The organism is Pelomonas nitida, from assembly GCF_043555975.1.
Taxonomy (GTDB): domain Bacteria; phylum Pseudomonadota; class Gammaproteobacteria; order Burkholderiales; family Burkholderiaceae_C; genus Pelomonas; species Pelomonas nitida.
The window spans coordinates 82,487-103,213 of sequence record NZ_JBIGIA010000013.1 but is presented as its reverse complement, the minus strand read 5'-3'; the positions used below and the strand labels follow the sequence as shown (position 1 = coordinate 103,213).

Sequence of the window (20,727 nt, the reverse complement as noted above, 5' to 3'; positions counted from 1 at the left end):
CAAAGTGTGTTCTGGCGGCACTCTAGGGAGCCGTGGCGACGAAAGAAAGCGATGTTTCGACGAAATGGATTGCTTTTTCGCCGTTTCGTCGACATGATTCGTCGGCATGACTGATCTTCGGGAAAGTCCTGGCACCGCGCCCGACGACCTCGACCGCCGCCTGATCCTGCTGCTGCAGGCCAACGCGCGAGAGAGCACGGCCACGCTGGCCCGCAAGCTGGGCGTGGCGCGCACCACCGTCGTCGCCCGGCTGGCCCGGCTGGAAAGCAGTGGCCGCATCGTCGGCTACACGGCCCGGCTGGGCGGCACGGAAGCCGGTCGCAGCGTGCAGGCTTTCGTCGGCATCACCGTCAGCCCCAAGGCCGGGCGCGAGGTGGTGAAGCGCCTATCCGAACTGCCCGAGTTGCGCCAGCTCGCCAGCGTCAGTGGTGAATTCGATTACATGGCGCTGCTGCGCGCCGACACTACGGCCCGGCTCGACGCGCTGCTCGACGAGATCGGCGACATCGACGGCGTGCTGCGCACGAACAGCTCGGTCGTCCTGGCCTTGCGCGTCGATCGCCAAACCTGACGGAGATCTTCAATGACCTGGCTCGCCCTCGGCCTCACCCTGTTCCTCGGCATCCACCTGACGCGTGCGGTCGTGCCCGCCTGGCGCGGCGCGCTGATCACACGCCTCGGCGAGAAAGGCTGGAAGGGCCTCTACAGCGTCGCCGCCGCGATCGGGCTGTGCCTCATCGTCTGGGGCTTCTCGCAGGCTCGCCTGAACACCATCGTGCTGTGGCCGCGCCTGCCGGGCATGAACCACGCGGCGGCCGCGCTGATGCTCGTCGCGATGGTGCTGATGGCGGCCGCCTACGTGCCACGCAACCACTTCAAAGCCAAGCTGCAGCATCCGATGACGCTGTCCGTCAAGGTCTGGGCCTTCGCCCACCTGCTGGCCAACAACACGCTGGCCGACGTGATGCTGTTCGGCAGCTTCCTGGTCTGGTCCATCCTCGTGTTCCGCGCCGCGCGCCGGCGGCCGGCGCCCGCCATGGCCGCACCCACGGCTGCCGGCACCGCAATGACAGTCGTGGTGGGCGCCGTGCTGTGGGCGGTCATCGCGTTCTGGGCCCACGCGGCCTGGCTGGGCATCGCACCGCTGGGCCGTTGAACGGCGCCGTCAGGGGCCGGCGTCGCCTGGCGGCAGCGGATGGCCGAGCGCCGCCAGGCGCGCCAACACCTTGTCGCGCTCGATGACGCCCTGGTGCTTGCCCAGCAATGACCGCTTGAGGAAGGGAAAGCCATCCTCCAGCAGCTCCAGCGGGCGCGCCAGCGTGGGGTCACTCACGTCCTGCACGTCGCCAAACCACAGCGCCCCAACCGACATCGACCGCGCCGCGACCCGGGCGAAACGGGTTTCCTGCAGATCGACGATGTGCCGGAACTGGTTGAACGCCAGCCCCGGCAGCAGCACCGGCGCCAGCCACACCATCGTCGACCGCCGCACGTTGCGCAACAGGAAGGCGTACGACTGGATGTGCGGTGCGCGCTGGTTGGATGCGGTGAAGCCGGTCAGCCCCCAGGGCGCGGTGTCGAACACCTCGCGCAGGTCCGTGAACGGGCCGTACACCGAATCGTTCATCACCAGCACGTCGGCGCCCGGCGACTGGGCAGCCAGGTGCGACAACGCCAGCCGGTAGGCGGAGAAGTCGTAGCCCGGCAAATCCTTCCACAACAGCGCATCACACAGGCCGCCAAGCTCCTGGAGCACGGCCGCGCCGCGCGGGCAGGCACACACCACCAACACGGGCAGCGCCAACGCCTTCAGGCGCTCCAGCGTGAAACGCTGACCCGCCGACAGGCCGGCCTCGGGCACGAAGACGAAGTACACCAGCCAGCGCGCCGCCGGTGATGCCGGCTTCAGCACGGCCGCTGCGGGCGCCCGGCTCGCATACCTCAGCACCCGGTTGGCCGTGCGCAGGCGCTCCGACCACCGCACGGCGGAGGGCCTAAACGTCCAGTTGCGGGTCAACCCCGGGATGGCGGCAGACGCCTCGGGCTCGTTCAGTGTCGGCATGACTGTCATGCTAGACCACGGCGCACATCCTCCAACATGGGGACCTGCCGCGCCCGCCCACCGGCCCCGACACGCGCCGGCGCGCCATCATCCGCCGCTCATCCGGAGAACCTCATGCCCTCCCAACCCCGCAAGCCCGCCGCCAAGGCCACGAAAACCACGAAGGCCGCCAAACCTGCAAAGGCCTCGAAGCCAGCCGCAGCAGACGCCGCGCCCACCCCCAAGCTCGACGCCCGCCCCGACCGGCTGGACCTGCGCGACCTCGTCTACCGCGCACCGCTGCGCTCGCTGCCCGCGCGCTGGCCGGCCGACGCCGACCTCAAGAACCTGCTGCCCGCCTACGTCAAGTCCGGTCGCATCCTGAACCAGGGCAACGAGGGCGCCTGCACCGGTTTCGGCCTGGCCTGCGTCACGAACTATCTGTACTGGCTGCGTCATCTCGCAGCCTCTGACGGCCGCACACCGCCCGAAGCGGTCAGCCCGCGCATGTTCTACGAGCTCGCCAAGCTGTACGACGAATGGCCGGGTCAGGACTACGAGGGCTCGTCGTGCCGGGGCGCGCTCAAGGGCTGGCACAAGCACGGCGTCTGCTCGGCCACGCTGTGGCCCTACCCGCTCGACGCCAGCGGTGCCGGCGTGTTCCAGCGGCCGTTGCCGGGCTGGGACGAGGACGCCACACGGCGGCCGCTGGGCGTGTACTACCGCGTCGACAAGACGAGCATCGTCGACATGCAGGCGGCCATCTACGAGATCGGCGCCATCTATGTGTCCGGCAGCGTGCACGACGGCTGGGGGCTGGACGCCGGCCCACTGCCAATCAGCCACGACAACCTGCCCCGCATCGGCAGCATGACCGCCGCGACCGGCGGCCACGCGTTCGCGCTGGTGGGCTTCAACGAACGAGGCTTCGTCATGCAGAACAGCTGGGGCACCGGCTGGGGCGCGAGCGGCTTCGCGGTGCTGCCCTACGAGGACTGGGTCACCAACGGCACCGACGCCTGGGCCGTCGCGTTGGGCGTGCCGCAGGATCTGGCGGACGTGAAGAGCCACACGGCCCCGGCCAAGGGCGCCAAAAACGCCAAAAGCGCCAAGGCGGCGGCGCGCGCGGCCAGCGGCTTTCGCGTCATGGCCGGCCGCGGCCTCAGCGACGTCGGCGCCACGCTGCGCAACGCCGACAACCCGCGGGACGACCCCTGGCCCTTCAACCACGTCTTCGCGCACAAACCCTACCAGCCGCTGCGCACCGACGCGGCCTACACGCACACCCTGGTCTCCGGCAACGACGGCCAGCTGATGTCCACCGACTTCACCCGCGCCCGCACCGATCGCGACGGCCTGGCGCGCGAAATCGTCGTCGAGCGGCCCCTCGCCTGGGCCAAGGGCAGCAAGGACCAGACCGTCAAGCTCGCGATCTACGCCCACGGCGGGCTGAACAGCGAACTCGAATCCATCCAGCGCATCCGCGTGCTGGCGCCCTACTTCCTGGCCAACGGCATCTACCCGCTGTTCTTCACGTGGAAGACCGGCCCCGGCGAGACGCTGATGGACATGCTGGAAGACCTGGCGCACCGCGTCATCGCCGGTGACCGCAGCGAAGGCTGGCTGGACCGGCTGCGCGAAGCCGCCGCCGAAGCCAAGGACCGCGCGCTCGAAGCCGTGGGCCGGCAGTTCGCCCGCGGCATCTGGAGCGAGATGCGCGAGAACGCCGAGGGCGGCGCCGCGCCCGACCATGTGCTGGACCTCGCCGCGCAGTTGCTGCGCGAGCTGCGCGACGGCCTGGCCAAGAGCGGCAAGACGCTGGAGCTCCACCTCATCGGCCACTCGGCCGGTTCCATCCTGCTGGGCCACCTGCTCGGCCGCCTCGCCGGGCCGGGCGCGGTCCAGGCACACAGTTGCGAGCTCTACGCGCCCGCCTGCTCCAGCGCGTTCGCCGTGCAGCATTACGGCGCCGCCCACCAGGCCGGCGTGCTGGCCCTCCAGTCACTGCGGCTGCATGTGCTGACCGACGCGAACGAGCGGGCCGACGGCCTGCCCTCCGCCGACCGGGACATCTACGGCAAGTCGCTGCTCTACCTCGTGTCGCGCGCGCTGGACGACATCCGCAAGCAACCCCTGCTGGGCATGGAGCGCGCCCTCGTCGCGCCCGACGCCGCCTGGAAGGAGGACCAATGGGCCGCCCAGACCTACGCCGACGTGCTCAAGTGGCAGAAGCTGTGGCCGGCGGGCGAGCTGCTACACCGCGTGGCCACGCCCAAGGTCCGCACCACCCGCACGGGCGACCAGATCGCCGCGACGCACGGCAGCTTCGACAACAACATCGACGTGCTGACCGGCACGCTGGAGCGCATTCGCGGCGCCGCGCTGGCCGCGCCGATGGAGTGGCTGGACTACTAACCCTAGTCAGCGCATGAAAAAACCCCGCCCGGCCTCACGGCCGAGCGGGGTTCAGGCAACAGCCGACGCGGCGATCAGCGCGCGAACTGCTGGCGCGTGGTGTTCAGGCCGTCCGACAGGATCAGCTCGAAGCGGCCACCCGCCGGCAGCTCGGCCGCAGGCACGGCGGCCTGGCCATTGCGCAGGTCCTGGCCCAGCACGATGCGCTGGCCGTCGTTGCCCACCCACACCACGCTGGCGTACGGGTGACGCGCGGCGTTCCAGGTCAGCTGAACCTCGCCGTTCTGCGCACGCACGCTGGCCGACTCCGTCGCCGTCGTGGCGGACAGGATGGTGCGGCGGCCGTCCGACGACGATGTGCCAGCGCCCAGTTGCGTCAGCGTCTTCGTGCCCTGCAGCACGGTCAGGCTTTGCAGCGCGCCGTCGTTCGGGATGACGACGCTGAAGTGCTTGGCCTTGACATGGTGGTCCAGCGACTGCGGCGAGAACGGGAAGTCCACCGTGCTGCCATTGGCCCCCAGCACGCGCAGCGTGTAGGTGCCGCTGGCCGGCACGGACACGCGACCGACCAGGGACTTGACCGGGTTCAGCGTCACGCGACCGTCGTTGTGCAGCTCGCCGCTGACCAGCAGCACTTCGCGCGGCGCGGCACTGGCCGTGCTGGCGGTGCTGCTGATGCCGGCGGCCTTGGCGCTCACCATGGCCTTGTCGGCCGGCGTCACGTGCACCTGCATCAGGCGGTAGTTGTAGTCCGAGAACACGACGCCACCGCAGTAGCTCATGATGTCGTGACGGTTCGTCGGACGCGGGTCGTAGAAGGTGTTGCTGTCCGACAGATAGGACCAGATGTACCGACCGGCCTTGCCGAGGTTGGCGTCCGGGTAGGGGTATTTCGGGTCGGGTGAGCCCGCGCCACCGCAGGCCGCGTGCGGCAGCGAGAAGTTGTGGCCCAGCTCGTGTGCCGTCACGTCTCGCACGGTGTCCGGTGCGGAAGGCATGTCGAAACCGACCGCAGCGCGACCTGGCATGTAGCCCATGCCGCCGAGGCCGTAGGTGCGCTTGGGGATGTAGCCGAAGTAGAAGTCGTTTTCGGCAGCCCCTTCCACGGCGCGCAGGTCAGCCAGCTCGCCCACGATCGTGCCGAAGGCGTCGTCCCAGCCGTCTTCCGTCGTCGGCAGGCTGGTCACGCGGGTCGACGTGTAGACCGGGTGCGACTTCAGCGTCACGGTATTGACCGGGAACAGCGCCTGGATGTGCGCCGTCTGGTCCTTGGGCAGTTGGCCGGTGGTGCCGGCAATGCGAATGGCGATGGGCACGAAGCGCATGGCCACGCCGCCGCCAACGCGGGGCGTGAGAACGGTGGCCGTGCCATTGTCCAGGCGAGCGCTCAGGCGCAGGCCGGGTTTGACCAGCTCGGCCGGCACCGTGGCGGTGTAGCTGTCGGCGAAGCTCGGCACGGCCGGCAGGGCGCGCGGGATGGCGCTCGTCGGCGTGGTCAACAGCAGGTCTCGCGACGTGCCGTCCAGCGTGTTCTCGACGCGCAGCGTACCCGTCGGCTTGGCAGCGGTCGTGTCCGTCGTGATCGCATTGACCTTGACAACGACCTGTTTGCCGCTGACCAGCACCAGGGCGCTGTCGCTGCTGTCAAACAGCATGGACTGCGCGAGCTGCACGCCGGCAATCGTCGTCGCCGCCGCCGGTGCGGGCGAAGGCGCCGGGGTCGGTGCCGGCGTGGGCGCGGGCGTCGGGGCAGGAGTCGGCGCCGGGGTGGGAGCGGGCGTCGGAGCCGGCTTGGGCGCCGGGGTCGGAGCAGGCGTCGGGGCGGGCGTCGGCGCTGGCGTGGGAGCCGGGGTCGGTGCGGGTGTCGGCGCCGGGGTCGGGGCCGGCTTGGGCGCGGGCGTCGGCGCTGGCGTGGGAGCCGGCGTCGGGGCCGGGCTCGGTGCAGGCGGCGCCACGATCAGCTGCAGCGACGACGCACGGTCGTTGAAGCCCCTGCTGACGAGGTTGGCCGTGTCGCCCGTCAACACCAGAGACCGGCCGCGATAGTAGGAGTCCTGGAAGAGGCGAACGGTCACGCCGCTGGGCACGCGGACGGACGAGATGCGGTCGTTCCAGGCGCCGCCAACCCAGGCGACGCTGGTGCTCACGCACTGGCTGCGGCCCTGGTAGTTGATGTGTTCGTAGAAGCAAACCTGGGTCGCGGCGGCCGCCTGGCCGGACCAGCCGGCTGCCAGCAGCGCCGTTGCCAGCAGCGAGCGCCGCGCGTTGAAGCGTCGATGTTCAGACAAGAGGATGTCTCCTGCGCCGGACCGGCGCGGTTGCGGGAGGCGGATCCTCTAGGAATCGCTACCGGGCGCCGTAAGCAAGCGACGCTTGCGTAAGCACTTGTGCGCCCGGAATCGGCCATGTCGCGCGCCGACCCGACGCCAAACGGGGCCAGCCCGACCCCTAGAAAACAGACGCTTACGAGACAGGCATTGCCGCGCAACGTTGCCGCCGGCGCCGGGAGCTGCACGCAGCAACCCCAGCCACGCGACGAACGTCGGGGCGCGGCGAAAATCGGCCCTATGAAATACCTGCACACCATGGTTCGCGTTCACGACCTCGACGCGTCGCTGAAGTTCTACCGCGACGCGCTGGGCCTCGTCGAGGTCAAGCGCTCCGAGCACGAGGCCGGCCGCTTCACGCTCGTCTACCTCGCGGCCCCGGGCGACGAGGACGCGCAAGTCGAGCTGACCTACAACTGGCCCGACGCCAACGGCGAGGTCGAGGTCTACACCGGCGGCCGCAACTTCGGCCACCTGGCCTATGCGGTGGCCGACATCTACGCCGCCTGCCAGAAGCTCGCCGACCACGGCGTGACGATCAACCGCCCGCCGCGCGACGGCCGCATGGCCTTCGTGCGCTCGCCCGACGGCATTTCGGTGGAGCTGCTGCAGCACGGCCCCGCGCTGGCGCCGGCCGAGCCCTGGGTGTCGATGCCCAACGTCGGCAGCTGGTGAGGGTGGCGGCCTGCGGGCCGCTGCCGAACCGCCCGCCGCGGGAGCTGCGGGCTACAGCCTGTGTGACCGATCGCCGCGCTGGAAGCCGATGGCGTCGAGCGGCGCGTGCTGCGGCGCGAAGCCGATGACCTTGAACAGCTCGCCCATCTCGTGCTCGGCCAGCAGCCGGTGGGCCATGGCGCGCTCGCTCAGCGACGCCTCACCCAGCAGCTCGGCGATGCCGCAGTTCAGCAGGAAATTGGCCTGGCTGGTGTAGCCCAGCACGACCAGGCCCGCGTCCTGGCCGGCCAGCGCGATGCCGGTGAAGTTGACGTGGGCGGTGATGTCCTTGTCGCCCACGGCGACGAGCGGATCGGCATCGGCCAGGTGGGCCTGGTGGCACATCAGCGTGCCGCCGCGGCGCTGCGGGTGGTAGTACTCCGCCTCGGGAAAGCCGTAGTCGATGAAGAAGGCCGCGCCGCGCTGCAGCCGCTGGGCGAGCGTGCGCGTGAACGCTTCGGCCTGCGCATGGATCTCGGTGACGGTGCCGGGCACGAAGCCGGTGTCCAGTGGCGGGCGCAGCGGGCTGTCGCGGTCATCGAACGCAAAGCCGGCGCCGGCCGTGACCACGCCGCGCTCACGCCAGACCTGGCCGTCGAAGGCGATCAGCTGCACCGGCATCGCATCGAGCACCTCGTTGCCGACGACGACCGCCTCGATCGCGTCGGGCAGCGTGTCGAGCCACTCGACGCGGTCGCCCGTCTCGCCCATGAACGGCGCGAGGCGCTCACGCTGGCGTTCGCGCAGCTCGGCCGACAACTCGACGATGCGGTAGCGCACGAGGCCGGCGCCGAGCGTGTCGAGTTCGGCGATGAGGTGCGCCGCCAGCGCGCCGGAACCGGCGCCGAACTCCATGACCTCGCGGCAGCCGCTGGCGGCCATCGCCTGCGCCACCTGCCGGGCCAGCGCGCGGCCGAACAGCGCGGACATTTCGGGCGCGGTGACAAAGTCCGACCCCTCGCTGGGCAGCCTGCCGAACTTGCGCCGCCCGCCGGCGTAATAACCCAGCCCGGGCGCGTACAGCGCCAGCGACATGAAGCGGTCGAACGGCAGCCAGCCGCCCGCGTCGGCGATTTCGGCGTGGATCTTGTCGGAAAGTGTCATGTCTGCAGCCTCGCGCTCCCACGGAGCGCTCGGGCGCGCGACGTCATCGCGCGCGCACCCAGGATTCGAATTCGTTCAGCGGCATCGGCAGCCCCACCAGCTCGCCCTGCAGCTGCTGGCAGCCCCAGCCGGCCAGCAGCTGCAGCTGTGCCGACGTGCGCACGCCTTCGGCCGTGACGATCAGGCCCAGCCCGAGGGCCATCTGCACGATGGCCCGCGTGATGGCCTGCGCGCCGACGTCGTCGGGCAGCCGCGCGACGAAGCCCTGGTCGATCTTGAGCTTGTCCAGCGGCAGCTCGGTCAGGTGAGCCAGCGAGGTGTAGCCGGTGCCGAAGTCGTCGACCGACACCGTCAGCCCCAGCGCGCGCAGCTGGGCCAGCGTGGCCGGCGCGTGGGCGATGTCGTCCATCAGCATGCGCTCGGTCAGTTCCAGCTCCAGCCACTCGCCCTGGGCGCCGGCCTCGTCGAGCACGCGCCGCACCGTGTCGGCAAAGCCCTGCAGGTTGAACTGCATGCGCGACAGGTTGACGGCGATGCGCATGGGCTCACGCCCGGCCGTGACGCCCTGCTCGCGCCAGCGGCGCGCCGTGCGGGCCGCCTCGGCGAGCACCCATTCGCCCAGATCGAGCATGAGGCGGTGCCGCTCGGCGACGAAGATGAAGGCGTCCGGGCCCAGCAGGCCGCGCTGCGGGTGGCGCCAGCGCAGCAACGCCTCGGCGCCCGTCAGCTGGCCGGTCACCGCGTCGACCTGGGGCTGGAAGAAGAGCTCGAACTCGCGGCGCGTCAGGCCCTGGGCCAGCTCGGCTTCGAGCACGAGGTCGGCATAGGCCGTCGCGGCCAGCGCCGGCTCGAAGAACTGGTAGGTGGCCCGGCCGCGCGCCTTGGCCTGGTACATGGCCGTGTCGGCGTGCTGGATGAGTTCGTCAGCCTGCCGGCCGTCGTCGGGAAACACGGCCACGCCGATGGACGGCGTGACGGACAGCGCCCGGCCGTCGGCACGCACCGGCACTTCCACGATGTCCAGCAGCGCCTGCAGCACGACGAGGATGTCGGCGCGGCTGTCCAGGTCGTCGAGCAGCACGATGAACTCGTCGCCCCCGAAGCGGCCAATCAGGTCGCTGTCGCGCAGCGCGGCCACCAGGCGCTCGGAGACGGTCGTCAGGACCTTGTCACCCTCCAGATGACCCAGCGAATCGTTGACGCGCTTGAAGTTGTCCAGGTCGATGAACAGCAGCGCCAGCATGCGGCCGCTGTGGCGGGCCTGCTCGAGCTGCGCGTCCATGCGCTCCATGAAGGCCGCCCGGTTGAGCAGGCCGGTCAGCGGATCGTGATGGGCCAGGTGCTGGATGCGCGCCTCGTTGGCGAGGCGGTCGCTGATGTCGCGCACGACGGCCATGCGCAGCTGCTCGCCGTCGCGCTCGACGGTGCGCAGGATCAGCTCGACCGGCACGCGCGCGCCGCTGCGATGCTGGATGACGGTCTGGTAATGCAGCTCGTCGTTCTGCAACATGACGTCGCGCACCTTGGGCAGCTCGTCCTCGGTCACATAAGACAGCACATGCTGGCCGATCAGCTCGGCCGCCGGCCAGCCGGTCATCTCGCACAGCGGCTGGTTCACGTCGGTCATGTAGCCGTCGCGGTGGAAGAGGATGCCCTCCACGGACGCCTGCATGAACTTGTCCAGCCGCGCCTCGGACTCGCGCAGCCGGCGCTCGGCCCGGCGGTGGCGCGTGATGTCGTAGACCAGCACCCAGCTGCCCCGCAGCACCTGCGCATCGTCGAACTGCGGGATCAGGTGGATTTCCAGGCAGGCCTCGTCGCCGCCCGGCTGCAGCAGCGTGCGCTCGTAGACCACGGGCGTGAGCTCGCGCACCAGCTGCTCCACCTGCGGCCGCACCTGCTCGTAGCCGGCCATGCCGACGATCTCGCTGAAATGCTTGCCGACGATGGACGCCTGCGTCAGCCCGAAGGCCTCGGCGTAGCCCCGGTTGGCGAACTGGCAGCGGTGGTCGGCCGCGCCGTACAGCGCGATCCACGCCGGCACATGGTCGGCCAGCATGCGAAAGCGCGCGGCGTCCAGCGCCTGTTGTTCAAGGTCGAGTTCGGTGGGAGCGTTCACGAAGCGGGCATCGTCCGGCGGGCCAGGCAGAGGTCGTCCCAGGCGCCGGCCTTGTCGGCGGGCGAACGCAGGAGATAGGCCGGATGGTAGGTGACCACCACGGGCAGGCCACCCCACGAATGAGCGCGCCCGCGCAGGCGCCCCAGCGGCTCGGTCAGGCCCGTGAGGCGGCGCGCGGCCTGCAGCCCCATGGCCAGCACCAGGCGCGGGCGCAGCAGCTCGACCTGACGGGCCAGCACGGCGCCGCAGGCGTCCAGCTCCGCCGGCTGCGGCGCGCGGCCACGCGGCGGGCGACACTTGACCAGCGGCGTCACGAACACCGTCGGCGCGTCGCCCAGGCGCGACTGACCGGCCGCCGCCAGCATGCGGTCCAGCAGCCGGCCGGCATCGCCGCCCAGCGCCAGCCCCGCCGCGTCGTCGTCGGCATCCGGCGGGTCGGTGACCACCAGCCAGTCGGCCTGCACCTCGGCGCCGCTGCCGTACACCGCATGGCGGCGCTGCTCGCACAGCCCGCACGCCCGGCAGCCCGCCACCGCGGCGCGCAGTGCCGGCGCATCCAGATCGGCGAAGCCGGCGGGCGACGGCATCACCGCGCGCAAGGCCTCGGCCGCGAGCATGGGGGCCGGCGCCGGCGGGGCCACGGGCGCTGGCGAGCGCTCGACCACGCGCTCCATCACCCGTTCCGTCACCCGTTCGGCCACGGCCACCGGGGCCGGCTCGGCATCCGGCAGCGCCAGGGCATCGGGCGCGGCCACCTCGGCCGCCCGCGCGGGCAGCCGATAACCCATCTCGGCCAGCATGGCCCGTTGGCGATCGTCCCAGCTCATATCAGCTATCCGTGACGCAGCGCACCACGCGCGACGCATGAAAGTGTTTTCGGGCCGAGCGCCGGGCCGCCCCAAGCCGGCCCGTTGGGCGATGTGCTTGCGGCTCAATGCCGCAAGCATCGCCGTCCCCTTGGGGGCCGAGGCCGGACACGGCGAGTCCTGAGGACTCGTCGTGCCTGCCGAGGGGCAGCCGCTCTGCCGGCTGCGTGGTCTGCAAGACCGACTGGGCTTGCCGGCGTTCAGCCGGGGCGAGACCGGGCGAGGGGTTCACTTTCACTTCAGACCGCCACACCCAGGCTCATCAGCACGGCGTCTTCACGCGGCCCCTGCTGCACGGGGTAGTAAGCCCGCCGACGCCCCACCTCGGCAAAGCCGTAGCGGCGGTACACCTGGCGCGCGCGCTCGTTGCTGACGCGCACCTCCAGCCACAGCTGCTGCAGCGCGCGGGCCCGGCACAACGCGACGAGCCGGTCCAGCATGGCGACGGCAAGCCCCCGCCCCTGCCAGGCCGGCGCCACGGTGATGTTGAGCAGGTGCATTTCGTCAACGCCGGGCATCGCCACCCAGTAGCCCAGCAGCTCCGGGTGGCCCCAGGGCCGCGCTGCGCCCTGGCCGTCGCCCAAGGGGCTCAAGCCGGCGTGGGCCGGGCCGCGCAGCACCTCGGCCGGGTAGCCGGCGGCCAGCGAGTCGACAAAGTTGCCATGCGTCCAGGGCACCGGGTAGCTCTGGCGCTCGACCGCCATGACCTCGGTCAGGTCGGGCACGCGCATGTCGGCGGCGTCCCAGGGCGGCGGCGTGCGGTCCAGCAAGGCGCTCAAGACGCCACCTTCTGCTCGCGCTCGGCCGTCGTCAGCGCGACCTTGTCGCGCACATAGACGGGCAGCGCCTGCGCTGCGTCGAGCGTTTCACCGCGCTCCCACGCGGCCGAGGCCAGCGCCGCCAGCGCGGCCGCGCGCGAGCGGGCCTGCGGCCAGGCGTTGGCCAGCTCACCCAGGGCGCCGGCATAGGCGGTCAGCGCGGTACCGGCCACGGCGGCCGGCCGGCCCCAGCGGGCGAGCAGCGCGGCGGGCGCATACAGGGCCGGCGCGTCGACGACCGACCACGCGCCGTCGCCCCAGCGGTAATGCGCGGCGTAGATCTCGCCGATGCGGGCGTCCATGGCGACCCAGACGTCGTCGCCGGCACCCTGGCCGCGCGCGTCTTCGGCCACCAGCATCAGGCTGTCGATGGCCAGCACCGGCTTGCCCAGCCCGAAGGCCAGGCCCTGGGCCGCTGCACAGGCGGTGCGCAGGCCGGTGAAGGCACCCGGCCCCTGGCCGAAGGCGATGGCGTCCAGCTGCGCCATGCGCAGGCCGGCACGCGCCAGCAGCGCCTGCACCTCCGGCACCAGCCGCGCCGACGCCTGGGCGCCGCCGGCGGCCTCGAAAACCATCGTCTGCCCGGGCGTCACGAGGGCCAGGGCCATCGTGTCGGTGGAGCTGTCGAGGGCGAGCAAATGCGGCATCTGGGAAGTTTAGGTGACGCCGCCTGTCGGCCAGCCGACCAGCAGGCGCCCGCATCCCCCCGATACCCGTACCGCGCCCGCCCCGTGCGCTACAGCAAGCCTGGGTTGCGCAGCCACAGCACGGCGTTCAGCGCCGTCGCGAAACTGACCCAGGCCAGGTAGGGCAGCAGCAACGCGCCGGCCAGGCGGTTCACGCGCCAGAAGGCGGCGGCCGTCGCGGCGATGAGCGCCCACAGCAGCAGCACGTCGGCCAGCGCCAGCGCGCCGAGATGCCAGCCGAAGAACAACCACGACCACAGCGCATTGACGGCCAGTTGCCCCGCATACAGCGCCAGCACGCGGCGCGGCGCCTGCGCACGCCACGCCAGCCAGGCCGCAATGCCCATCATCAGGTACAGCACCGACCACACCGGCCCGAACACCGACGGTGGCGGCGCCCAGGCCGGCTGGTCGAGTTGCGCGTAGAACGCCGGCGCTGCGGCCGACGCCACCGCGCCCAACGCCGCCGCCGCGAACGTCAGTCCCAGGCAGATCGCCAGCGCGACGGCCTGGGCAGCCATTGATTTGCGGACCATGACCGCCTCCTCCAGGTTCAGCAATGCAGGGCCGCCACGGTAGCCGGGCCCGGCGGCGGCCGGTGACGGCACGCACCGGCGTGTCGGGTCAGCCGGGGCCTACGGCGCGCCACCGCACCGTCCGACCCGGCGGCGCGAACGGGCGACCTAGAGTGACCGACACACCGACTCACCCCGACTTTCTCGGAGACCCCATGTCCTTCGCCCTATACATCTTTGGTCTCGCGGTGCTGCTGGGCGGCGTCGCCTGGGCCCTGCTCGCCGCCGGCCTGGCCGCCACCTATGTGGCCATCGCCTGCCTCATCGTGGCCGGCATCGGCATCATGACCGCCGTGTCGCGCACCCGCCTGAAGGACCCGCCGGCCTGACGCTGGCCGCGCCGGTCAGACCATCGGCAGCAGGTCGAGCAGCATGTGGGCCAGCACCGCGGGCCAGAGCCGCCCCGTGGCGACATAGGAGAGCGTCATCACGAGGCCGGCCGCCGCCACCGACACGACGCCCAGCGGCCCCTGGTAGACGTGATACAGCACGCGCACCAGCAGCGGCAGGCCCACGGCGACCGACAGCCCGAAGCCGCGCAGGCCGCGCACCAGCACGCCTAGCAGGAAGATCTCCTCATAGCTGCCGTTGACCACCGCCAGCGCCACGGCCGATGCCGGGGACACGGCTGCGAACGAGATGTCCACCATCTCCGCCGGCCCCGGCGTGTGGAACAGCGCCATCGCCACCGAGGCCACCACCACGCACAGCGCGCACACGCCCAACCCGAGCAGGCTGCCCGACCAGGTCGGCGCCGGGTAGAGCGCGCCGATGTCGAAGCCGCGGCCGTGCAGGTACAGCAGCGCACAGGCACCCAGCACCAGCTCCAGCCCGACCAGGTTGAAATTACCCGCGTCGGTGAACTGCGCGTCGGGGAAGCCGGCGCCCATCGCCTGGAAAGCCCCGAGGATGAACAGGCCGAAGCAGATCGCCGTGACCACGCCGGCCTCGGCGTACGAAAGCGTTGATTTGCGCAAGCGGTGCCCTTGCCGCCACACGGACGGCTACCTCCCGATGATTGCGAGCATATTGCGACGCAGTGCGATCAGCCGCCAAACAGTGCCACCAGCAACTTGGACACGGCGACTTGGAGAGCCGCGCTGAGAATGCACAGGATGAAGGCGCCGAGGTAGGACAGGTCCAGCACCTTGGCGAACACGACCACCACCGTCGCCAGCATCAACAGGACGCCCCACAAGACGGCGTGAAGCTTGACGCACACCATCACGACGGCCACGGCCGCCGTCGTGGCCAACAACAGAGCCAGCGCGGCCCGCCACAGTTCTTGGTGACCGGCGCCGACGATCTTGGCGGCCATCCAAACCGGAATGGCCGAGATCAGCAGGCCCAGCATCAAAAACGGCAAGCTGATGGCCGCACCAAAGATGGACAACATCTCCACACTCCCTACTTTTTTAAGTGGGCGCATGATGCCTGCACGCCAGCCGCCGCCGCCGGGCACCATTCACCTCGCCGCTTCCGCCATTCGCCGCAGGCCGCCGCTTCCGACGCAGCGGCGGTGACAGCATGGCTGCATGAAGAATCAGGTCCTCAACACCCTCAAGGCCAACCGCGGCTTCCTCGTCTTCATGGCCAGCTTCGCGCTGCTGCGCACCGCCGTGGCCGACTGGAACCCCATTCCCTCCGGCTCCATGCGCCCGACGCTGCTGGAGGGCGACGTCGTGCTCGTCAACCGGCTGGCCTACGACCTCAAGCTGCCCCTGACCGACGTCGTGCTGCTCCACCTGGGTGAACCCCAGCGCGGCGACGTCGTCACGCTCAGCTCGCCCGCCGGTGGCGCGCGGCTCATCAAGCGCATCGTCGGCCTGCCGGGCGACCGCGTCGCGGTGAGGGAAGGCCAGGTCATCCTCAACGGCCAGCCGCTGGCCTACACCGGCGCGCAGACACACGGCGAGACCCTCGCGCCCGGCTGGGTCGTCGACGCCGTGCGCGCCACCGAAGACCTCGCCGGTCACCCGCACGCCGTGCAGTTCCTGCCGGCGGTGACTGCACGCCGCGACTTCGCCGAGCGCGTCGTGCCGGCGGGCCAGTACTTCCTGCTCGGCGACAACCGCGACAACAGCGAGGACTCGCGCTTCATCGGCACGGTGCCACGCGAGAACCTCATCGGTCGCGCCCACCACGTGCTGGTGGCCGCCGACTGGCTGGGCGAGGACGGCTGGCGGCTGGCACCCCGCTTCGGGCGCTGGGTGACGGCGATACGCTGAACGGCGGATGTTGTCCTGCCGCCATCCCCAGCCCGTCGTCGACGGCCGGCCCGTGGCGGCACTCACGGTCCGCTGCGAGCTGCCGGCGCCGCCGCGCTTGCTAATCTCCCGGCCCGGCGCACCGAGGAGTGCGCAGCGGCAGGGAGAAAACAATGATCGTTCCGAGCTACTGGGCCGAGGCCCGCACCACCGCCCGCGTGAAGGGCCGTGACATCACGCTGCGGCGTTTCGGCTGGTCAGACAGCAGCGCGGCGGATGCACAAGCCCAGGCCCAGTTGCGCGTGACCGAGGCGGCGCAGCGCGCGGCCAGTGGCGACACGGTGCCGCGCCGCGAGCGCAAGCTGGCCTACAACGGCGCCGATGGCGTGCCCATCCGCGAGGAGGTGCTGGCCCGCCACGGCGAGGCCGTCATCACGCGCAACGCCTACGGCGCTCGCTGCCTGAATGTGCCGGACCTGCTGATCGCGGATGTGGATTTCGAGACCAAACCCGGTGTTCGCCTGTTCGTGGCCGGCGCCCTCATCACGCTGGCGCTGCTCGGCTACGTGGTTGCCAAGTACAGCGTCTGGCCGGCGCTGCTGGCGGGGCTCGTCGTGATCCCTGTCGGCACAACGCTGCTGGCGTCCATGCTGTTCCGGCTGAAGCGGTTCCGAAGGTCGCCCGCCGACAGCGCCCGCCACCAGATTCGAGCCGTCGTGGCGAAGCAGCCCGGCTGGCGGCTGCGCGTCTATGAAACGCCTGCCGGCTTGCGGTTGATCGCCACCCATGCACGATTCGACCCCGCTGCGCCGGCAGCACAAGACTTCTTCAAGGCGATCGGTGCCGACCCGCTCTACGCCCGCATGTGCCAGAACCAGCGCTGCTTCCGCGCCCGCCTCACGGCCAAGCCCTGGCGCATCGGCATCGCCGGCCGCCTCAAGCCCAGCCCCGGCGTGTGGCCCATCAACCCCGAGCGCCTGCCGGCGCGCGAGGCCTGGGTGCGGCAGTACGAACAACAGGCCGAAGCCTATGCCGCCTGCCGCTACGTCGAGACGTTGGGCGACGGAGCCGACGACGCCGGCCTGCTGACGCTCGTCGCGCTGCACGACGGCGAATCCCGCGCGCTCGACAACCAGCGGCCGATGGCCTGAACCGGTCAGCCGCGCGGCGACGTCGGCTGCCGCTCGCAGGACACGCGCGGGTTCCAGTCGGAGAAGCTGCCGCTGGGGTTCTCCTCCCAGGCCCAGACGTGCAGTTCGTAAAACGCGGGCAGCGCGTAGCGGTTGGGCTCGCCGACGAAGTTGGCGAGGTGGCCGTCCACCGAAGGCGCCGAGCCGGGCGGGTTGCGGCCCGCCCATTCGCTGGCGAGCACGAGGTACTCCACGCCGACGAGGCGGTAGCTGCCGCCGCGCTGTGGCTCGTAGATGAGCAGTTCGGGCTCCTCGGCTTTCAGCATGCCGTCGTGCAGGCGGTCGGGTTTGAGGAAGTGCACGCCCATCGCGCCCTCGCTGGGGCCGCTGACGCAGGGCGTGGCCTGCACCCAGCCCTCGCCGAGCGCGACGTTGATGTCCAGGTAGCGCCGCGTCGCGCTGCGCACCTTGTTGACGAGCGGCGACGAGGGGGCGTCATCGCCGTGGCGATGGCCGTCCGGTGGGGCCAGGTCTGCCGCCGGCGCGGCTGAGGAGAGGGCGATCGGCAGCGCCAGCGCCGTGGCGCGAACGAAGCCGCGAAGGGAGGCACGCCGCAGCGCGCCGACAGGGATCGTGATGTTCATGAAGGTCCTGCGATGGGTTGTCGATGTGCGGCCCGCGCCGAGGCGGGCTCGCCTCGGACAGATCGGAGACACGGCGCAAAACCGGACACACCCCCCACGAATCGCAGCAGCCTGGCGGCTTTGCGGCGGGGTTTGCGATCTCCAGGGGGCCGGATCGGCAATGGCCCGCGCCGCGGTGCCACGGGTCCGGCGCACCTGCAGTCACCGCCATGTCACCCTTCTTCGACTTCACCTGTCTCGTCACCCCCGCTGCCGCACTGACGCTGGCGGCCGTCTACATGACCGCCGCGGTCTTCAGCGGCCTGTCGGGCTTCGGCTTCTCGGCCATCGGCTGCCTGAGCCTGCTGGTGCTGCCGCCGCAGCTGGGCATTGCAGTGCTGATGGCGCTGTCGCTGCTGACGCAGGCCTTCAGCCTCGGCTCGCTGTGGGGCGAACTGCGCCGCCACGCCGGCCCCTGGCACCGGCGCGACGGCGTGCTGCCCTATCTCGTCGGCGGCACCGTCGGCATGCCTCTCGGCCTGCAGATCTTGGCCGTCGCCGGCGCGGCGGAACTGACGGCGTGCCTGGGCGGGCTGCTCGTCGCGTATGCGGCGTGGGCCCTGTTCAAGCCGGCGACGCTGCGGCTGGCCGAGGGCGCCCCCAGCCCGCAGCGCTCCTTTCTCGTCGGCGCAGCGGGCGGCATCGTCGGCGGCTTCTCGGCATTTCCGGGCTCGGCGCTGCTGGTGTGGAACAGCCTGCATGGCGTCGGCAAGCAGCAGGGCCGGGCCCTGACCCAGCCCTTCATCCTGTGGATGCAGCTGGTGGGCCTGGCCGTGCTCGCGCTGGCGCGGCCGCAGCTGTTCAGTCACAGCTTCTGGATGATCCTGGCCGCCGCCGCGCCGGTCGCGTTGCTGGGCAACGGCGCGGGCATCGCCATCTACCGGCGCACGGGCGACGTGGGCTACCGCCAGATCACGCTGGCGGCGCTGGGCCTGGCAGGCGCGGGCCTGCTGCTGAAGGTGGCGCTGGCGCCGTGAGCGGCTCAGCGCATGGCGTGCTGCAGCAGCAGGCGCGCCTTCTCCCACTGGCGCTGCACGGTGCGGCCGGACACGCGCTTCATCACCGCGATCTCCTCCAGCGTGAAGCCGCAGAAGAATTTCAGGTCCACCACGTCGGCCAGCTCGGGCTCGATGGCGGCCAGCTCCTCCATGGCCTCGGCGAGCCGGGCGAGGTCCGGCGGCTCGGCGGGCGGCGCTTCGTCGAGGTGCTGCGTGTCCAGCGAGGTGACGACGACACCGCCGCCACGCTTGTGCGCGCCGCGCGCCCGCAGCCGGTCGATCATCAGGCCGCGCATCGTGCGTGCCGCGTAGGCGAGGAAGGGGCCGGGCGCCTCGAACGCCAGCGGGCTGCGCCGCGCGATGCCCAGCCAGGCCTCGTGCACCAGCGTGCCGGTGCCGACGAGATGCTGCCCGCCGCTGCGGCGCACCTCGCGGCGCGCCAACCGGCACAGCTCGCCGTACAGCGAATCGAACAGCGGATTCATGAGTGGTCGGGCCCCAGGCTGAGGTCGAGCAGCGCGATGACGGCGCCGATGCAGTGGCGGCGCATGGCGCTGGCCCAGCGGTCCACCCGCGCGTCCGGCCGCGCCAGCACCGGCTCGCCCCGCAGGCAGCGCTGCACGTCGGCCGCGAGCGCCGCGATGGACGCGTAGCGCTCGGCGGGCCGGCGGCGCAGGGCCGTCGAGACCACGCGCTGCAGGTCGCCCTGCAACTGCCGCCGCAGCGCTGCGGGTTGGGTGCCACGCGCTGCCGCCACGGCGGTGGCCGGCAGCACGCCGGCCATGCGCGGCGGCTCGCCGTGCAGCAAGCGGCGGATCGCCGAACTTGCCCCGATGGCCTGGCCGCCTGCGCTGCGGCCGCACAGCAGCTCGTGCAGCAGCATGCCGACGGCGTACACATCGGTCGCCACGGTGGCGGGCAGCCCGCGCCACTGCTCGGGCGCGGCGTAGCGCGGCGTCAGCACCGGGCGGCCTTCAGCGGTCAGCGGGTGTGGCGGCCGCGCCGGCCCCTCGCGCCATTGGGCAATGCCGAAGTCCAGCAGCTTCACGTGGCCAGCGCGCGTAACGAGGACATTGCCGGGCTTGATGTCACGGTGCACGACGCCGTGGCCGTGCGCATGCGTCAGCGCGCTCATCAGCTGGCCGGCCAACGCCAGCCGCGCGGCCACGCTCAAGGCGCGCGCGTCGCAGTGCTGGTCGATGGGCAGGCCGTCGACATGCTCCAGCACCAGGTAGGGTTGGCCGTCGGGCGTCTCGCCGGCGTCCAGCAAGCGGGCGACGTGCGGGTGCGCGAGCCGCGTGAGGATGGCCCGCTCCTGACGAAAGCGCAGCGCCGCGGCCTGGCCGAGCAGCGACAGGTGCAGCAGCTTGATCGCCACGGGTGGCTCGCCCGGCCCGTCGACGCGGCGCGCCCGCCACACCGAGCCGCTGCCACCGGCGCCCAGCGGCGCCTCGATGCAGTAAGGGCCGATGCACTGGCCGACCAGCGCCGGCTGCAGCGGCCCGCTCATCAGCGTGCCGCTGAGAAATCCCGACGCGTCCGTGCGCAGCGCTGCGCGCAGTGGCGCCGCCAGCCGTGGCTCGACCTCGCTCAGCCGCCGCTCGCGGCCGGGCTCGTCGAGATCCATGAACTCGTCCAGCAGGCGGCTGAGCTGCGCGAGGTGGCGGCGGTCGGGCTGCGTCATCGCAACGGGCGCGTCAGCATCGATGCCATGCCGCCACGTGATCTTTCACGAACCCGTGGCGCAGGCGGCTGCCGTCTAATCCTTACTCGGCGGTCGACGGGTCGATGACGGTGCGGATCTGAGACACCTTGTCGCACGGGAACCCGCCCTCGCTGGCATGGCGGCGAATGGCGGCCTCGTCCGGCGCCAGGTAGATGCAGTAGAGGCGGTCGTCCGTGACGTAGCTCTGTATCCACTGGATGCCGGGGCCCATGCTGTTGAGCACGGCGCACGAGCGCTGCGACACGGCCTTGAGGTCTTGCGGCGTCAGCTGACCGGCGCCGGGAATGTTTCTCTCGATGACGAACTTGGGCATGAATG

General features: G+C 71.2%; 22 protein-coding genes. 8 read left to right on the top strand and 14 right to left on the bottom strand.

Annotated features, from left to right (window positions below):
- Positions 1-106 precede the first annotated feature (106 nt).
- Positions 107-571 carry an Lrp/AsnC family transcriptional regulator gene (locus ACG00X_RS17070; protein ID WP_394489633.1) on the top strand — a complete coding sequence of 155 codons (465 nt, stop codon included), beginning with the start codon at positions 107-109 and terminating at the stop codon, positions 569-571.
- 12 nt (positions 572-583) lie between these two features.
- A complete protein-coding gene (locus ACG00X_RS17065) occupies positions 584-1,156 on the top strand; it encodes an NnrU family protein (protein ID WP_394489631.1) in 573 nt (190 codons plus the stop codon).
- A gap of 9 nt (positions 1,157-1,165) precedes the next feature.
- Here the strand turns inward: ACG00X_RS17065 and ACG00X_RS17060 are convergent, their stop codons facing one another.
- Positions 1,166-2,062: a rhamnan synthesis F family protein gene (locus tag ACG00X_RS17060; protein WP_394489629.1), complete on the bottom strand. Its 897-nt coding sequence runs from the start codon at positions 2,060-2,062 to the stop codon at positions 1,166-1,168.
- Between the two features lie 114 nt (positions 2,063-2,176).
- Here ACG00X_RS17060 and ACG00X_RS17055 point away from each other — a divergent pair, with 114 nt between their 5' ends.
- Positions 2,177-4,456 carry a hypothetical protein gene (locus ACG00X_RS17055; RefSeq protein WP_394489627.1) on the top strand — a complete coding sequence of 760 codons (2,280 nt, stop codon included), beginning with the start codon at positions 2,177-2,179 and terminating at the stop codon, positions 4,454-4,456.
- 74 nt (positions 4,457-4,530) lie between these two features.
- Here ACG00X_RS17055 and ACG00X_RS17050 read toward each other — a convergent pair whose 3' ends face one another.
- On the bottom strand, positions 4,531-6,744 hold the full coding sequence (locus ACG00X_RS17050) for a peptidase inhibitor family I36 protein (RefSeq protein ID WP_394489625.1): 2,214 nt from the start codon (positions 6,742-6,744) through the stop codon (positions 4,531-4,533).
- Between the two features lie 279 nt (positions 6,745-7,023).
- Between ACG00X_RS17050 and ACG00X_RS17045 the strand changes: the two genes are divergently transcribed.
- Complete coding sequence (locus ACG00X_RS17045; RefSeq protein ID WP_394489623.1) at positions 7,024-7,458, top strand: VOC family protein; 435 nt, start codon at positions 7,024-7,026, stop codon at positions 7,456-7,458.
- A 51-nt stretch (positions 7,459-7,509) separates the two neighbouring features.
- Here ACG00X_RS17045 and ACG00X_RS17040 read toward each other — a convergent pair whose 3' ends face one another.
- The 6 genes from ACG00X_RS17040 to ACG00X_RS17015 all read right to left on the bottom strand — a co-directional run bounded on the left by ACG00X_RS17040 (position 7,510) and on the right by ACG00X_RS17015 (position 13,626).
- Positions 7,510-8,601 carry a class I SAM-dependent methyltransferase gene (locus tag ACG00X_RS17040; protein WP_394489621.1) on the bottom strand — a complete coding sequence of 364 codons (1,092 nt, stop codon included), beginning with the start codon at positions 8,599-8,601 and terminating at the stop codon, positions 7,510-7,512.
- A 43-nt stretch (positions 8,602-8,644) separates the two neighbouring features.
- The gene (locus ACG00X_RS17035; protein WP_394489619.1) at positions 8,645-10,720 is read right to left on the bottom strand and encodes a putative bifunctional diguanylate cyclase/phosphodiesterase; all 2,076 of its coding nucleotides are present in this window, start codon (positions 10,718-10,720) and stop codon (positions 8,645-8,647) included.
- Positions 10,717-11,547 (bottom strand): uracil-DNA glycosylase, encoded by an 831-nt coding sequence (locus ACG00X_RS17030; protein WP_394489616.1) that lies wholly within the window; start codon positions 11,545-11,547, stop codon positions 10,717-10,719. The genes ACG00X_RS17035 and ACG00X_RS17030 overlap by 4 nt, the downstream gene beginning before the upstream one ends.
- 278 nt (positions 11,548-11,825) lie before the next feature.
- The gene (rimI, locus tag ACG00X_RS17025; RefSeq protein WP_394489614.1) at positions 11,826-12,365 is read right to left on the bottom strand and encodes a ribosomal protein S18-alanine N-acetyltransferase; all 540 of its coding nucleotides are present in this window, start codon (positions 12,363-12,365) and stop codon (positions 11,826-11,828) included.
- Positions 12,362-13,051: a tRNA (adenosine(37)-N6)-threonylcarbamoyltransferase complex dimerization subunit type 1 TsaB gene (tsaB, locus tag ACG00X_RS17020; protein WP_394489612.1), complete on the bottom strand. Its 690-nt coding sequence runs from the start codon at positions 13,049-13,051 to the stop codon at positions 12,362-12,364. Before tsaB ends, rimI begins: the two co-directional genes overlap by 4 nt.
- Before the next feature lie 89 nt (positions 13,052-13,140).
- Positions 13,141-13,626: a TspO/MBR family protein gene (locus tag ACG00X_RS17015; RefSeq protein ID WP_394489610.1), complete on the bottom strand. Its 486-nt coding sequence runs from the start codon at positions 13,624-13,626 to the stop codon at positions 13,141-13,143.
- Positions 13,627-13,820: 194 nt separating this feature from the next.
- Here ACG00X_RS17015 and ACG00X_RS17010 point away from each other — a divergent pair, with 194 nt between their 5' ends.
- A complete protein-coding gene (locus ACG00X_RS17010) occupies positions 13,821-13,994 on the top strand; it encodes a hypothetical protein (protein WP_394489608.1) in 174 nt (57 codons plus the stop codon).
- 15 nt (positions 13,995-14,009) lie between these two features.
- Here ACG00X_RS17010 and ACG00X_RS17005 read toward each other — a convergent pair whose 3' ends face one another.
- Positions 14,010-14,642, bottom strand: coding sequence for a CPBP family intramembrane glutamic endopeptidase (locus ACG00X_RS17005; RefSeq protein WP_394489606.1), 633 nt, complete (start codon positions 14,640-14,642; stop codon positions 14,010-14,012).
- Positions 14,643-14,710: 68 nt separating this feature from the next.
- Positions 14,711-15,130, bottom strand: coding sequence for a hypothetical protein (locus tag ACG00X_RS17000; RefSeq protein WP_394489604.1), 420 nt, complete (start codon positions 15,128-15,130; stop codon positions 14,711-14,713).
- Positions 15,131-15,200: 70 nt separating this feature from the next.
- Here ACG00X_RS17000 and lepB point away from each other — a divergent pair, with 70 nt between their 5' ends.
- Together lepB and ACG00X_RS16990 are read left to right on the top strand one after the other, a co-directional pair.
- Positions 15,201-15,893 carry a signal peptidase I gene (gene lepB / locus ACG00X_RS16995; protein WP_394489602.1) on the top strand — a complete coding sequence of 231 codons (693 nt, stop codon included), beginning with the start codon at positions 15,201-15,203 and terminating at the stop codon, positions 15,891-15,893.
- Between the two features lie 152 nt (positions 15,894-16,045).
- Entirely contained in the window at positions 16,046-17,023 is a 978-nt protein-coding gene (locus ACG00X_RS16990; RefSeq protein WP_394489600.1) for a hypothetical protein, read from the top strand.
- A 5-nt stretch (positions 17,024-17,028) separates the two neighbouring features.
- On the opposite strand, the gene ACG00X_RS16985 is transcribed toward ACG00X_RS16990, so the two are convergent.
- Positions 17,029-17,646: a hypothetical protein gene (locus ACG00X_RS16985; RefSeq protein ID WP_394489598.1), complete on the bottom strand. Its 618-nt coding sequence runs from the start codon at positions 17,644-17,646 to the stop codon at positions 17,029-17,031.
- 209 nt (positions 17,647-17,855) lie between these two features.
- On the opposite strand from ACG00X_RS16985, the gene ACG00X_RS16980 reads away from it, so the two are divergent.
- On the top strand, positions 17,856-18,662 hold the full coding sequence (locus ACG00X_RS16980; protein ID WP_394489596.1) for a TSUP family transporter: 807 nt from the start codon (positions 17,856-17,858) through the stop codon (positions 18,660-18,662).
- Positions 18,663-18,667: 5 nt separating this feature from the next.
- On the opposite strand, the gene ACG00X_RS16975 is transcribed toward ACG00X_RS16980, so the two are convergent.
- From ACG00X_RS16975 to ACG00X_RS16965, 3 genes are all read right to left on the bottom strand, one after another.
- Positions 18,668-19,168: an ECF-type sigma factor gene (locus ACG00X_RS16975; RefSeq protein ID WP_394489594.1), complete on the bottom strand. Its 501-nt coding sequence runs from the start codon at positions 19,166-19,168 to the stop codon at positions 18,668-18,670.
- The gene (locus ACG00X_RS16970) at positions 19,165-20,367 is read right to left on the bottom strand and encodes a serine/threonine-protein kinase (RefSeq protein WP_394489592.1); all 1,203 of its coding nucleotides are present in this window, start codon (positions 20,365-20,367) and stop codon (positions 19,165-19,167) included. The genes ACG00X_RS16975 and ACG00X_RS16970 overlap by 4 nt, the downstream gene beginning before the upstream one ends.
- Positions 20,368-20,449: 82 nt before the next feature.
- Positions 20,450-20,722 (bottom strand): DUF4242 domain-containing protein, encoded by a 273-nt coding sequence (locus tag ACG00X_RS16965; RefSeq protein WP_394489590.1) that lies wholly within the window; start codon positions 20,720-20,722, stop codon positions 20,450-20,452.
- Positions 20,723-20,727: the final 5 nt, after the last annotated feature.

Coding starts and splice junctions, on each gene's coding strand:
- ACG00X_RS16980 (WP_394489596.1), top strand. CDS start 17,856: ATGTCACCCTTCTTCGACTTCACCTGTCTCGTCACCCCCGCTGCCGCA.
- ACG00X_RS17040 (WP_394489621.1), bottom strand. CDS start 8,601: ATGACACTTTCCGACAAGATCCACGCCGAAATCGCCGACGCGGGCGGC.
- lepB (WP_394489602.1), top strand. CDS start 15,201: ATGAAGAATCAGGTCCTCAACACCCTCAAGGCCAACCGCGGCTTCCTC.
- ACG00X_RS16990 (WP_394489600.1), top strand. CDS start 16,046: ATGATCGTTCCGAGCTACTGGGCCGAGGCCCGCACCACCGCCCGCGTG.
- ACG00X_RS17010 (WP_394489608.1), top strand. CDS start 13,821: ATGTCCTTCGCCCTATACATCTTTGGTCTCGCGGTGCTGCTGGGCGGC.
- ACG00X_RS16985 (WP_394489598.1), bottom strand. CDS start 17,646: ATGAACATCACGATCCCTGTCGGCGCGCTGCGGCGTGCCTCCCTTCGC.
- ACG00X_RS17055 (WP_394489627.1), top strand. CDS start 2,177: ATGCCCTCCCAACCCCGCAAGCCCGCCGCCAAGGCCACGAAAACCACG.
- ACG00X_RS16965 (WP_394489590.1), bottom strand. CDS start 20,722: ATGCCCAAGTTCGTCATCGAGAGAAACATTCCCGGCGCCGGTCAGCTG.
- ACG00X_RS17030 (WP_394489616.1), bottom strand. CDS start 11,547: ATGAGCTGGGACGATCGCCAACGGGCCATGCTGGCCGAGATGGGTTAT.
- ACG00X_RS16970 (WP_394489592.1), bottom strand. CDS start 20,367: ATGACGCAGCCCGACCGCCGCCACCTCGCGCAGCTCAGCCGCCTGCTG.
- ACG00X_RS17000 (WP_394489604.1), bottom strand. CDS start 15,130: ATGGTGCCCGGCGGCGGCGGCTGGCGTGCAGGCATCATGCGCCCACTT.
- ACG00X_RS17065 (WP_394489631.1), top strand. CDS start 584: ATGACCTGGCTCGCCCTCGGCCTCACCCTGTTCCTCGGCATCCACCTG.
- ACG00X_RS17015 (WP_394489610.1), bottom strand. CDS start 13,626: ATGGTCCGCAAATCAATGGCTGCCCAGGCCGTCGCGCTGGCGATCTGC.
- tsaB (WP_394489612.1), bottom strand. CDS start 13,051: ATGCCGCATTTGCTCGCCCTCGACAGCTCCACCGACACGATGGCCCTG.
- ACG00X_RS17060 (WP_394489629.1), bottom strand. CDS start 2,062: ATGCCGACACTGAACGAGCCCGAGGCGTCTGCCGCCATCCCGGGGTTG.
- ACG00X_RS17070 (WP_394489633.1), top strand. CDS start 107: ATGACTGATCTTCGGGAAAGTCCTGGCACCGCGCCCGACGACCTCGAC.
- ACG00X_RS16975 (WP_394489594.1), bottom strand. CDS start 19,168: ATGAATCCGCTGTTCGATTCGCTGTACGGCGAGCTGTGCCGGTTGGCG.
- ACG00X_RS17045 (WP_394489623.1), top strand. CDS start 7,024: ATGAAATACCTGCACACCATGGTTCGCGTTCACGACCTCGACGCGTCG.